The 12,107-nt window shown below is 74.9% G+C and carries 10 protein-coding genes; 5 read left to right on the top strand and 5 right to left on the bottom strand.

The genetic code is table 11. From position 1 onward, the window contains the following. Positions 1–18: 18 nt before the first annotated feature. From ABZS51_RS33770 to ABZS51_RS33750, 5 genes are all read right to left on the bottom strand, one after another. The gene (locus tag ABZS51_RS33770; protein ID WP_355449731.1) at positions 19–453 is read right to left on the bottom strand and encodes an SRPBCC family protein; all 435 of its coding nucleotides are present in this window, start codon (positions 451–453) and stop codon (positions 19–21) included. A 55-nt stretch (positions 454–508) separates the two neighbouring features. Beyond that, positions 509–1,396, bottom strand: a complete 888-nt coding sequence (locus ABZS51_RS33765; protein ID WP_355449728.1) for a diacylglycerol kinase family protein — start codon at positions 1,394–1,396, stop codon at positions 509–511. A gap of 73 nt (positions 1,397–1,469) precedes the next feature. Next, positions 1,470–3,656: a helicase-associated domain-containing protein gene (locus ABZS51_RS33760; RefSeq protein ID WP_355449725.1), complete on the bottom strand. Its 2,187-nt coding sequence runs from the start codon at positions 3,654–3,656 to the stop codon at positions 1,470–1,472. Positions 3,657–3,719: 63 nt separating this feature from the next. Further along, positions 3,720–5,750 carry a protein kinase gene (locus ABZS51_RS33755; protein ID WP_355449722.1) on the bottom strand — a complete coding sequence of 677 codons (2,031 nt, stop codon included), beginning with the start codon at positions 5,748–5,750 and terminating at the stop codon, positions 3,720–3,722. 87 nt (positions 5,751–5,837) lie between these two features. Further along, positions 5,838–6,980 carry an FAD-dependent oxidoreductase gene (locus ABZS51_RS33750; protein WP_355449719.1) on the bottom strand — a complete coding sequence of 381 codons (1,143 nt, stop codon included), beginning with the start codon at positions 6,978–6,980 and terminating at the stop codon, positions 5,838–5,840. Positions 6,981–7,088: 108 nt separating this feature from the next. Between ABZS51_RS33750 and ABZS51_RS33745 the strand changes: the two genes are divergently transcribed. From ABZS51_RS33745 to ABZS51_RS33725, 5 genes are all read left to right on the top strand, one after another. Continuing rightward, complete coding sequence (locus tag ABZS51_RS33745; RefSeq protein ID WP_355449716.1) at positions 7,089–7,640, top strand: TetR family transcriptional regulator; 552 nt, start codon at positions 7,089–7,091, stop codon at positions 7,638–7,640. 67 nt (positions 7,641–7,707) lie between these two features. Continuing rightward, positions 7,708–9,216: a cobyric acid synthase gene (locus tag ABZS51_RS33740; protein WP_355449713.1), complete on the top strand. Its 1,509-nt coding sequence runs from the start codon at positions 7,708–7,710 to the stop codon at positions 9,214–9,216. Between the two features lie 94 nt (positions 9,217–9,310). Further along, the gene (locus tag ABZS51_RS33735; protein WP_355449710.1) at positions 9,311–10,222 is read left to right on the top strand and encodes an ABC transporter ATP-binding protein; all 912 of its coding nucleotides are present in this window, start codon (positions 9,311–9,313) and stop codon (positions 10,220–10,222) included. Beyond that, positions 10,200–10,991, top strand: coding sequence for an ABC transporter permease subunit (locus tag ABZS51_RS33730; protein WP_355449706.1), 792 nt, complete (start codon positions 10,200–10,202; stop codon positions 10,989–10,991). The genes ABZS51_RS33735 and ABZS51_RS33730 overlap by 23 nt, the downstream gene beginning before the upstream one ends. Beyond that, positions 10,991–12,040 carry a helix-turn-helix domain-containing protein gene (locus ABZS51_RS33725; RefSeq protein WP_355449703.1) on the top strand — a complete coding sequence of 350 codons (1,050 nt, stop codon included), beginning with the start codon at positions 10,991–10,993 and terminating at the stop codon, positions 12,038–12,040. Before ABZS51_RS33730 ends, ABZS51_RS33725 begins: the two co-directional genes overlap by 1 nt. The last annotated feature ends 67 nt before the right edge of the window (positions 12,041–12,107 follow it).

The following is a 12,107-nucleotide window of genomic DNA, read 5'->3' as shown; positions in this document are numbered from 1 at the left end:
GCGTCAGGGCCAGGCTCGTCAAGAGGCGCAGAGGCCGGCCAGGCGGCGGACGTCGGCGCGGATCGACCGCCGCAGCAACCACCTCAGCGCCGGCTCCAGCAACCTCTCGGAGGTCACGCGCGGGGTGACGCGCACGTGGAAGGTGAAGCGGCACCGGTTCTCGCCGAGCGGCTCGACGAGCCTGCCGCCCTCGGCGTCGATCCCCGAGCTGGTGCGCCAGGCGAAGGAGCGCCCCGGCTCCACCCGGATGACCTCGCCGCCGTTGTGGTAGGTCCGGCCCGCGAACCGCATCACCTCGGCGGTGGTCGTGCCCACCTGGACGATGCCTTCGGGGGACGGCGCCATCGTCTCGACGCCCTCGCGCCAGCGTGGGTCCTGGCCGTAGTCGGCGACGACCGCCCAGACACGCGCGGCCGGGCAGGCGATCTCCCCGTCCTCCTGTAGCTCGATCACCCGGCGATGACAGGGGGTCGGCGGAGATGCCGGTGCGATGGCCGAGAAGGCGGTCTCACCCGCGCGGGAGGGTCACGCGCCAGGCGTGCGGGGCGACGGTCCAGGTGCGGGAGGTGTACGGGCCGATCAGCTCGCCGTCGGCGTTGAGGTGCACCGGAGGGCCGGAGAGGCGGACGCGTGAGCCGCGGACCGTCACGACGTCCGCCCGGCTGGTGTGCCTGCCCAGTTTCAGGAGAAGGCCGTAGCACAGGCGGCGGAGCGGGCCCGTGGCGAAGGAGACCATCACGTCGGCGACCCGGTCGGCGGGGCCGGCGTCGGGGGTGATGGGCGTGCCGCCGCCGATGGTGCGGCCGTTGCCGATGCCGACCATGAGCACCCGGCGGCGCCCGTCCGCGACCACCCTGCCGTCCACCTCCACCCGCAGGGGCACGCCGCGGGTCCGCACGCCGGCGATCACGCTGCCGGCCGCGTACGCGAAGCGCCGCAGGTACGGCTTGAGCGGCTGCGCCGTGCGCGCGGCCTCGACCCCGACCCCGGCGTGCACGGCGTTGACCACGACGCCCCCGTCGTCGTCGCGCAGCAGGTCGAGCGCGTGCGGCTCCCCGGTGGCCGCCACCCGGGCCGCCCGGACCGGGTCGAGCGGCACGCCGAGGGCGCGGGCCAGGTCGTTGCCGGTGCCCATGGGCACCAGCCCGACCGTCCGGGAGTCCAGCTCGCCCCGCTCGGCCAGCGCCGCCACCAGGCAGTGCAGCGAGCCGTCCCCGCCGAGCACCACCGGGTCGCGATCGGGATGCTCTCCCAGGAGGCCGGGCAGCTCGGACGGGTCCTTGATCCGGGCCTCCACGGTGTCGGCGTGCCGGGTCAGCTCGGACAGGACCTCGGACAGCACGTCCTCGTCCGTGCTTCCGGCCGAGGAGTTGACGATGGCCAGCAGTCGGCGCACGAGTGCTCCCTTCTCACCTGCCGCCGTCTACCCCGTTCCGCGCCCGCGAGTCCCCTCACGGGCGAAGCGGCCGTCAGGTGCGCCGGGCCGGCCTCGGCGCCGCGCGTCTGCTCGGGGGCCGCTCGATGAGGGTGGCGCCCGTCTCGGCCTCCAGCGCGGGGGCGTACCCGGCGGCGCGCAGCGCGTCGAGCGTCTCGCGTTCCGGGCACGCGCTGATGAGCACGGTCGGCGCGATCAGGCGCAGACCGAGCTTCCGCAACGCCTTGGCGCGCGCGAGCTCGGCGAGAAGAGCCTCGTCGTCGGAGCGGACGCAGCACCCGGATCTGACCACCCGCATCCGCCCGTGGGTCCGGCCGACGTCCTTGACCAGGTACTCGAGCGGCTGGGGAAGGTCGTCCTGCGCCACGGCCCGGAGCCGTTCGAGGAGCTCGCCGGCCTCGTGGCCCGCGTCGAGCGCGCGCCGCACCGAAGCGGGACCGATGCGCCACACGACCGCGTGTCCCTCCGATTCGCGGACACCGACCACGTCCAGCAGCGACGACAGGGCGGAGGTGGGCGTGCCCGCCACCACGGCCGTCAGGTCGCTCTGGAAGCGGGCCTTGGCCTGCGGCGGTGGCAGCATCCCGGTCAGAACCGACTCCAGGGCCGTGGCCGGATTCTTCCACGCCTGGCCGGTGCGCAGCAGGTCGAGCACGGCGCGGCCGAGCCCGGTCAGCGCGCCCTGTCCGGTGACGCCGAGGAGCTCGGCCTCGCGGAGCGTGGCCTCGATCCGGTGCGGGGTGCTGACGCCGTCGCCCATCCTCAGGGGGCGGTGCCAGGTCGCGGCGGCCTGCACGTACGGCACCGCGCCGGCGGCGCGCCGTCCCGGGGCGGCGGCCAGCGCCTCCAACGTCGCGTAACGCAGGCCGACGGCGTCGAGATCGTCCGGCTCGGCCAGGGCGACGGGCGTCTGCTCCGGGTCGGGCCACCACAGCGGGATGTCGCGGCAGGTGGCCCAGGCGATCACGATCCGCGCCAGCCGGCGGCCGGGAGGCCGCGACAGCCACCGGTCGTACGCGCTGGTGGGCAGCACCACGTGGACGGGGTCAGGCGCTCTGCCGCGGCGGCGAACGGGCTGCTCGACGGGCTCGGCCTGCACGCCCAGAAGCCCGGCCTGAACGCACAGGTCCAGCATGAGCCGGGTCACGTCCTCGGGCTGTCCGACGCTCTTGGCCAGCCGCCTGGTGTCGCGAACCGCGATACCGCCGTTCTTGCGCACGGACAGCGGCTGTCCGGCGCACCCGGCGAGCAGCCGTTCGAGCCGCCAGGACAGCGCGCCGAGCGCGGCCTGCGCGGCGCCCTCGGCCCCGTCGGCCGCGGGCAGCTCGCCAGGGGCCGGAGGTTCCGGCGTGAACGTGGCCAGGGCCTGTCCGCGTACTGCGGTCCCCACCTCGGCCGGCAGCTCGGCCACGCCCGGCACACCGGACGGGAGGAGGAGCCCGCGGGCCGCCAGCCAGTCGGCGCCGTCGTCCCCGGCTCCTCGGGGGCGGAAGACGTACTTGTCGCCGAAGGTGTGGCCGTGCGGTCCCGCGGGGTGGAAGCAGCGAAGCTCGATCAAGGGGCCTTCGTGCGCCAGCCGGTCCAGCAGGGTTCTGGCGGAGCCGGGCGCCGCCTCCAGCAGGCCGTGCAGCCGGGCCGGGTCGGTCAGGCAGGCGACCACCTCCCGCTCGGCGGCCTGCCGGTTCGGCGCCTTGGCCAGCCCGAGCGCGGCGGCCGTCCGGTGAACCTCCTGCGCGTTGAAGTGGCGGGCGATGAGCTGCCCTGCCGGACGGCCCAGGCCCATGATCTCCGCCAGGTGCCGGTGCACGAACGCGGGAGCCAGGATCAGGTCGCCATGCGGCGGCAGCAGCAGGGCCTGGTCCGCCAGCCGCTCCAGGACCGCCCGCGCCTGCTCGCGCAGGGCCGGGTCCCGGCCGGCCAGAAGGTCGACCACCTCGGCCCGCGACACCGCGCGCTCAGCGGGATCGGGGGTCTGCCAGCGGTCGCCGGGCAGGGGGCCGTGCGTCTGGGCGGCCAGCCACGCCACCCCTCCGAGTGCCTGGAGCTCCGGGAGGGTGCAGAACGCGGCGAGCTGCGCCGTCACCTGTTCGATCGTGAGGTGACGGGCCAATTGCTGTGGCGCAAGCTCACGTCCACGCCGCAGCCCGGCCCGAGCCACCAGCAGGTCGAGCTGGTCTTCCGATCGGGTGGCCAGCCATTCGGTCAGGGCGTCTCGCGGCATGGCGCAAAGCGTAACGCCGAGTCGCGCCACTCCTCCGCGGAACGGAGGCCGGCGGGAGGGGCGTCAGGCCGGGCCGATGTTCCAGGTGCGCAGCGTGCGGTCCTCGGTGACGCCCGTCACGACCGGGAGGCCGGTGGCCTGGGCCAGGGTGGCCGTGAGGATCGGGCCGCCGGGGCCCGGCCCGAGGGAGCCGATGACGTCGCCGTCGGTGAGGTTCCAGACGCGGACGAGGACGTCGCCGCCGGACGGGTTGTGCACGGCGACCGCGATGGGGACGTCGCCGCTGCGGCCCATGGCCAGCGCGGCCACGCCCCGGTCGTCGGGGCTGCGCTCGCTGAACGTCCACCTCTCGCGGCGCTTGCCGGTGGCCAGGTCGTACACGCGGAGGGTGGCGTCCTGGTGCGTGGAGACCAGGACGGTCCTGCCGTCGATCTCGCCGCAGGCCAGCCGCTCGACGCCGCCGATCTCGCCGGTGACGAACGTGCCCGTCACCTTGCCGTCGGAGAGCCGCCGCACCCGGATCCGGTTGTTGCCGTCGCCGGTGACCAGCACGGGCTTCCCGCCGAGCGTGCCGAAGGCCAGGCAGTCGACGCCCTGGAAGTGGTCGGTGATCGTGGGCCCGATCTGCTTGCCGGTGGTGAGGTCCCACAGCCGTACGACGCTGTGGAGGTCCTTGGAGCCGTCGTACTTCTGCGACACCGCGACAGGGCGGCCGGCGACGGTCACCCCGATGACGGGGTCGGTGGCGCGATGGTCGGCCAGGCTCTCGCCCGTCAGGCTCCACAGGCGCATCCTGCCGTCGCCGTGGCCGGAGGCGACGACGGGAGTGCCGTCCCGCTCGCCGCACGCCACCGAGGTCACCGAGGCGCCGCCGTCGCCGAGGCGGGTGGCCGCCGCCTGGGCGGTGTCCCAGGCCAGCACGGTGCCCTTGCCGGTGCCGCAGGCCACCAGGGCGCCGGCGGCGGCGAGCGCGGTGGCCGTGCCCCACTCCCCGGTGAGGGCGACGGGGCGGGTGAGGGGCGCACCGAACGGCTGTGGCGTGGGCGTCGCGCCGGCGGAGGCAGTGGGCGCGGGCGTCCAGGTCGGGGACGGCCGGGCGGCCTGGCCGCGGCGCCCGAGCACGGCGAACGCGGAGACGGCCGCGGCGGCGGTGACCGCGGCCCCGCCGATCAGGGCCCGCCGGCTGAACGTCCTGGGCCGGCTCGGCTCGGTCGCCGCCTCCCGGATGTCCGGGGCCGCCCTGATGCCCGGGGGCGGAGGGACGGTGACGGGGCGGGCCGCTTTGTCACCGGTACGGCTGATCAGCCGTTGCAGCAGCTCGGGAGCCGTCGGCCGGGCCGCCGGGTCCTTGGACAGGCACTCCTGGATCGGTCCCGTCAGGCGGGGCGGAACACCGGTCAGGTCGGGTTCCCTGCTCAGGACGCCGTTCAGGATGGCCGGCACCGTCTCGCCCGGGAAGGGCGGGTGCCCGGTCGCGGCGAACACCATCGTGCCCGCCCAGCTGAACAGGTCCGACGGCGCCCCGACCCGCTCGCCCCTGAACTGCTCGGGCGACATGTACGCGGGGGTGCCGATGGGGCCGGAGGCGAGCGTGGTGGCGTCCAGCGCCTTGGCGATGCCGAAGTCGATGACGATCGGCCCCTCGGGGCCCATCAGCACGTTGCCCGGCTTGAAGTCGCGGTGCACGATCCCGGCGTCGTGGATCGCGGCCAGCGCGGTGAGCGTCGAGATCGCCAGCCGGTCGAGCGCCCCTCCGCCGCGCGGACCCTCGGCGCGGACGACCTCTTGGAGGGTGTCGCCGGGGACGTACTCGCTCACGATGTACGGCCGGTCGCCCAGCGTCCCCATGTCGAGCACGGCGGCGGTGCAGAACGCGGCCACCCGGCGCGCCGCCTCCACCTCCCGCAGGAAGCCCTTGACGGCGTCGTCGTCCTGGTTCAGATGGCTGTGGACGACCTTGACCGCGACGTCGCCGCCGCCGTCGCGCACACCGCGGTAGACGACGCCCTGGCCGCCGGAGCCGAGCACGCCGACGAGCCGGTACGCGCCGATCCGCTCGGGGTCGCCTGGCCGGAGCGGGCGTGAACCCGGCATCCCGCTCCCTTCCCGGACGCGCTGTGATCTGTGGGGCGATGCACACCCTAGGGCCGCACGGCCCTCCCCCGGAAGCCGGAAGCGGGGTCAGCGGCGGGAGAGGCCGGAGAGCTGCCAGGAGAGGGCGCGCCGGACCCTGGGGAGCCGTCCGGCCAGCCCCATCACCGCGTTGCGGAGCGGGCGCACGGCCCGTCCGGCCGTGGCGAGGCGGGTGAGCCTGCTCGCCAGCCCCACCACCTCCTCGGCGACCGGCCGGCGGGCGTCGGCGTAGGCGTCGAGGAGGTCCGGCGAGCCGCCGTCGAGCACCCGGGCCAAGGTCTCGCCGAGCGTGACGGCGTCCTCGATCCCGAGGTTCATGCCCTGGCCGCCCGCGGGCGAGTGGACGTGCGCGGCGTCGCCCGCCAGCAGCAGCCGTCCCGACCGGTACGTCGCGGCGATGCGGTGGTGGACGCGGAAGCGCGACCCCCACACCACCTCCTCCACGACGGCGCGCTCGGCCCGCGGCCCGCGCTCGTCCAGCAGCGCCTGGACGAACGCCAGGTCCGGCTCGCGCGGCGCCTCCTCCACCGTGGCCACGATCCGGTACATGTCCCCGGGCAGCGGGGCGACGACGACCAGGCCGGCGGGCGAGAAGTACAGGATGACCTCCTCGGCCGGCACCCCGCCGCGCAGGCGCACGTCGGCGAGCGCGAACGACTCGGCGTACGTGCCGCCCTCGAACGCGATCCCGGCGTGCTCGCGGACCGTGCTGCGCATGCCGTCCGCGCCGACGAGGTAGGCGGCGCGGACGTGACGGCGGTCGTCGAGCGTGGCGGTGACGCCGGACGGGTCCTCGGCGACGGCGGTGACGGTGCGCGGGCGCAGCACCTCGACGCCCAGCTCCTTCAGCCGCGCCCGCAGGTGCGCCTCGGTGTCGGCCTGGGAGAGCATCAGCGTGTACGGGTACGGGGTCGGCAGGTCGCCGAAGGGGACGCGGACGAGCAGGCGGTCCCGGTCGCGCACGGTGAAGGTGGGCACGCGCGTGCCGTGGGCCACGAGCCGGGACGTCACGCCGTACGGCTCCAGGAGTTCGAGGGTGCGGGAGTGGACGACGGCGGCGCGGGAGGTGTTGGCGCCCTCGGCCTGCGCGTCGACCACGGTGACGGCGCGACCGCGCTGGGCCGTCACGACGGCGGCGGTCAGCCCGACCGGTCCGGCCCCGACGACGAGGACCTCGGTGGCGATGTCCATGGCTCCTCCATGCGATCTGTGGTCAACGGCTGTTGGCCAACGCTTGTAGGCATCACGGTAGGCTCGGCCGCCCGTCATGTCAACGGCCGTTGGCCTACACTCGTTGGCATGAGGAGATCTTCGGAGGAGACGAAAGCGGTCATCCTGGGGGCGGCGCGGGAGCGGTTCGCCGCCGACGGGTACGAGCGGGCCACCATCCGGGCCATCGCCGGGGACGCGCACATCGACCCCGCCATGGTCATGCGGTACTTCGGCAGCAAGGAGCGCCTGTTCGCCGCCGCCTGCGCGTTCGACCTGGCGCTGCCCGCTCCCGGCGCGATGCCCCGGGAGCGGGTCGGCGAGCTCCTCGTCGCCCACTTCCTCGAACGCTGGGAGAGCGACGAGGCGCTGCAGATTTTGCTGCGCACCGGGGTGACGAACCCCTCGGCCGCCGAGCGGATGCGCGAGATCTTCGCCGCGCAGCTCGTCCCGCTCGCGGCCGAGCTGTCCGGCGACCCGGAGAGCGCCCCCCGCCGCGCCGGGCTGGTGACCACGCAGGTGCTGGGGCTGGCGCTGTGCCGGTTCGTGCTGGAGATCCCGCCGGTCGTGGCGATGGGCCGCGAGGAGGTCGTGCGCTGGGTCGGCCCGTCCGTCCAGCGCTACCTGCTCGACCCCGCGTGACCCGGACGCGCTGATCTCCGGCCCGGGCCGCCTCCTGCCGAATGGGGAGATGTGGGAGGATCCGGGCGTGCGAAGCGTGCGGGCGGTCAAGGGTGCGCTGCTCGTCGCGGGGACGTCCTCCGACGCGGGCAAGAGCGTGGTGACCGCCGGAATCTGCAGGTGGCTGGCCCGTCAGGGAGTCCGCGTGGCGCCGTTCAAGGCGCAGAACATGTCGCTGAACTCCTACGTCACGGTCGACGGCGCCGAGATCGGGCGGGCCCAGGCGGTGCAGGCGCAGGCGGCCGGCGTCGAGCCGGACGCCGACATGAACCCCGTGCTGCTCAAGCCGGGCAGCGACCGCCGCAGCCAGGTCGTGCTGCTCGGCCGGCCCGTCGCCGACGTCGACGCGATGGAGTACGGCCGGGTGCGCGACATGCTGCGCGCCACCGCGCTGCGCTCCCTGGACCGCCTCAGGAGCCGGTACGACGTCGTGATCTGCGAGGGCGCCGGCAGCCCCGCCGAGATCAACCTGCGGCGCGGCGACCTGGCCAACATGGGGCTGGCCCGGGCCGCCGGCCTGCCCGTGATCGTGGTGGGCGACATCGACAGGGGAGGGGTGTTCGCCTCCTTCTACGGCACGGTCGGGCTCCTGGAGGCGGCCGACCAGGCGCTGGTGGCCGGGTTCGTGGTGAACAAGTTCCGCGGCGCGCCGGAGCTGCTGCGGCCCGGGCTCGACCAGATCCGGGCGCTGACGGGCCGCGAGGTGTACGGCGTGCTGCCGTGGGCGGACGGCATGTGGCTGGACGTCGAGGACTCCCTGGCCCTGGACTCGCGCCCGGTGGCGGGCCGGGAGCCGTACGGGCGGCAGACGCTGCGCGTGGCCGTGGTCCGCCTGCCGCGGATGTCGAACTTCACCGACGTGGACGCGCTGGCGGCCGAGCCGGGGGTGGTGGTGCGGTTCGTCACGGCCGCGGCCGACCTCGACGACGCCGACCTGGTGATCGTGCCCGGCTCGCGGGCCACGGTCGACGACCTGGACTGGCTGCGCCGCACCGGACTGGCCGCCGCGCTGCTGGCGCGCAAGGGGCCGATCCTCGGCGTCTGCGGCGGCTTCCAGATGCTCGGCCGGGAGATCGTGGACGAGGTCGAGTCGGGCGCCGGCCGGGTGGACGGGCTCGGGATGCTGCCGGTGCGGTTCGCGTTCGTCCCGGACAAGGTGCTCGGCCGGCCCTCCGGCCACGCCTACGGCCGGCCGGTCACCGCGTACGAGATCCACCACGGCGTCCCGGCGGTGGAGGGCGGCGAGCCGTTCCTGGACGGCTGCCGCGTCGCGAACGTCTGGGGCACCACCTGGCACGGCGCGCTGGAGAACGACGGCTTCCGGCGAGCCTTCCTCGCGGACGTGGCCCGGGAGGCGGGGCGCGACTTCACGCCCGCGCCGGGCACGGACTTCGCCCGGCTGCGCGAGGAGCGCCTGGACGCGCTGGGCGACCTCGTGGAGCGGCACCTCGACACGGCGGCTCTGCTGCGCCTCATCGAGCACGGCCCGCCGGAGCTGCCGTTCCTCCCGCCGGGAGCTCCCGACCCCGTCCCGTAGGCGCGGCGGTTGCCGGTTCCCGGAAGGAAGCCGCGACCGCTCTTGCCGGACTCGCCCCTGACGCCGCCCCGTCCCGATCGCCCACCATGGCGGCATGACAGCAGTGGTGCAGGCCGAAGGGCTCAGCAAGTACTACGGCGGGCGCCGTGGCCTGGAGGACCTGACGCTCGACATACAGCCGGGCGAGATCTTCGGGTACCTCGGCCCGAACGGCGCGGGCAAGACCACCACGATCCGGCTCCTGCTGGACGTGATCCGGCCCACGCGTGGCCGGGTGCGCGTCCTCGGCGAGCCGCCCGGCGAGGCGGCGGTCCGGGCGCGGATCGGCTACCTGCCCGGCGACCTGGCGCTGGAGGGACGCGAGCGGGCCCGGGACTACCTGGCGTTCCTGGGCGGAGTGCGGGGCGGGGTGCCGCCCGCCCGCATCGCCGAGCTGGCCGAACGGCTCGACGCCGACCTGTCCGTGCCGATGCGCAAGCTGTCCAAGGGCAACCGGCAGAAGATCGGGCTGATCCAGGCGTTCATGCACGAACCCGAGTTCCTCATCCTGGACGAGCCGACCACGGGACTCGACCCACTGGTGCAGCAGGAGTTCCTGGCCATGCTGCGGGAGGTGCGCGCATCCGGGCGCACGGTGCTCATGTCCTCGCACGTGCTGGCCGAGGTGGAGCACGTCTCCGACAGGGTCGGCATCGTCCGCGCCGGCCGCCTGGTCGCCGTCGAGAACGTGTCGACGCTGCGCGAGAAGGCCGTGCGCCGGGTCGAGCTGCACTTCGACGCCCCCGTGCCGCGCGAGGCGTTCGAGGGGCTGCCGGGCGTGCGCGACCTGCGGGTGCAGGGCGCCGGCGTCCGCTGCACCATCGACGGCCGGCCCGACCCGCTGATCAAGGCCGCCGCCCGCTTCACCGTCGTGCACCTCGTCAGCGCCGAGCCGGACCTGGAGGAGATCTTCCTCACCTACTACAGCGAGGAGGGCGCACACCATGATCACCAAGAGTCTGCGTGACAACCTCCGGACCCTGGTGGGCTGGACGATCGGCCTCAGTGCGTTCATGTCGATGTACCTCGGTATCTACGGCAGCATCAAGGACGACCCCCAGACCTACAGCGCCCAGGCCATGGCCAAGTACCCCGGCGCGCTGAGGGACCTGATGGGCGGCCTGAACGACATCGCCAGCGGCACCGGCTACCTCCAGTCGGTCGCCTACCAGCTCTTCGTCCCGGCGTTGCTCTCGGCCTGCGCGATGATCCTGGCCAACCGGTCGCTGGCCGGGCCCGAGGAGGCGGGCACGCTGGAGCTCGTCGTCACCCTGCCCGTCAGCCGCCGGCGGCTCGTGCTGGAGCGGTTCGCCGCGCTGGCGCTCGGCCTGCTGGCCGTGGCCGTCGTGACGTTCGCGGTCGCGTGGGCCATGACCCGGGCCGTCGGCATGGACGTCTCCTTCGGCCGGCTGCTGGCCGCGCACACCGGCGTCTACCTGCTCGCCCTGTGCTTCGGCACGGTGACGCTGGCCGTCGGCGCCGCCACCGGGCGCAAGGCCGTCGCCTCGGCCGTGCTCGGCGCGTGGGCCGTGCTCGGGTACATGGTCGTCACCGTCGGCCGGAACGTGGACGCCGTCTCGTGGCTCAAGTGGGTCTCGCCGTTCCACTACTACGGCGAGGGCAGGCCCCTCTATCAGGGGCTCCCGGCCGGGGACTACCTTGTGCTGGCGGGGGCGACGGCCGTGCTCGCCCTCATCGCGGTCCTCGCCTTCGACAGGCGTGACGTAGGAGTGTGATGGTGGCCTCCCGGGTGCCCGCCGACCTGCTCGGCGGGCACTTACAGGTGCTCGCGCGGGCCGCCGGCACCGGCCGGCTGCCGGACCGGGCCGATCTGGACGCCTACCACGAGGCCGGCGCCCGCGCCGCCCGGCTGGGGGTCCCGCTGCGCGCCGTGGTGGACGCGGCCCTGTCGGCGGCTGAGCAGCCGCCCGCCGGCGAGGGGACGGGCAACCCCGCGCGGGGCGGCCCGGCCGTGCTGGCCGCCCTGCGCAGGGCGGTCGCCGCGCTCATGGAGGGGTACGAGCGGGCCCAGCTCGCCGCGATCCGTGAGGAGGAGACGGCGCGCCGGGAGTTCGTGGACGACCTGCTCCTCGGCCGGGCCGAGCGGCTCGCCGAGCGCGCCGAGCACTTCGGGCTGCGGCTCGCCGAGTCGTACGTCGTGGCCGTCGCGCGCGGGCTGAAGGACGGCGAGCAGGACCGCATCGAGCGCGACCTGGTCGCCCGCTTCGGCTCCCACAACGTGCTCGTGGCCGTCCGCGACGGGCTGCTCGTCTGCGTCGCGCCCGCCACGCTGCCGGCCGCGGTCGGGGAGTTCACCCACCACGTGCGCTCCCGCTTCCCCGCGGGCTGGCGGGTGGGGGTCGGCCGCCCGCAGCGCGGTCCCGGCGGCGTGGTGGCCTCGTACCGCGAGGCCGCGTCCGCGCTCGACCTCGCCGACCGGCTCGGGCTGGTCCGGGACGTGGTCAAGGCCGCCGACCTGCTGGTTTTTCCCGTACTGTTGCGCGACAGGAGCGCGATGGAGGACCTCGTGACGAGCGTGCTGAGCCCGCTGCTGAGCGCCCGCGGCGGGCACGGGCCGCTGCTGGAGACGCTGGAGGCGGTCTTCGCCGCCCAGGGCAACCAGACGGCCGCCGCCCGCCGCCTCGGCATCAGCACCCGGGCCGTCACCTACCGCCTGGAACGCGTCCGGCGGCTGACGGGCTTCTCCCCGGACGACCCCACGCAGCGCTTCACCCTGGAGACGGCCGTCCTGGGCGCCCGCCTCCTGGAGTGGCCGTGGCCCTGAGGAGCGTCCCCGTCACCTGTCGATCGCCAGCCGCAGGCCGAAGCCCACGATGACCACGCCCGTGACC

It is taken from the genome of Nonomuraea sp. NPDC005501, assembly GCF_040605905.1.
Classification (GTDB): domain Bacteria; phylum Actinomycetota; class Actinomycetes; order Streptosporangiales; family Streptosporangiaceae; genus Nonomuraea.
This window is presented reverse-complemented; position numbering and strand designations above follow the sequence as displayed.

Bases quoted from the DNA above. Each gene is read 5' to 3' on its own strand.
- ABZS51_RS33750 (WP_355449719.1), bottom strand. From the start codon at position 6,980: ATGGACATCGCCACCGAGGTCCTCGTCGTCGGGGCCGGACCGGTCGGG.
- ABZS51_RS33745 (WP_355449716.1), top strand. From the start codon at position 7,089: ATGAGGAGATCTTCGGAGGAGACGAAAGCGGTCATCCTGGGGGCGGCG.
- ABZS51_RS33735 (WP_355449710.1), top strand. From the start codon at position 9,311: ATGACAGCAGTGGTGCAGGCCGAAGGGCTCAGCAAGTACTACGGCGGG.
- ABZS51_RS33730 (WP_355449706.1), top strand. From the start codon at position 10,200: ATGATCACCAAGAGTCTGCGTGACAACCTCCGGACCCTGGTGGGCTGG.
- ABZS51_RS33725 (WP_355449703.1), top strand. From the start codon at position 10,991: ATGGTGGCCTCCCGGGTGCCCGCCGACCTGCTCGGCGGGCACTTACAG.
- ABZS51_RS33760 (WP_355449725.1), bottom strand. From the start codon at position 3,656: ATGCCGCGAGACGCCCTGACCGAATGGCTGGCCACCCGATCGGAAGAC.
- ABZS51_RS33755 (WP_355449722.1), bottom strand. From the start codon at position 5,750: ATGCCGGGTTCACGCCCGCTCCGGCCAGGCGACCCCGAGCGGATCGGC.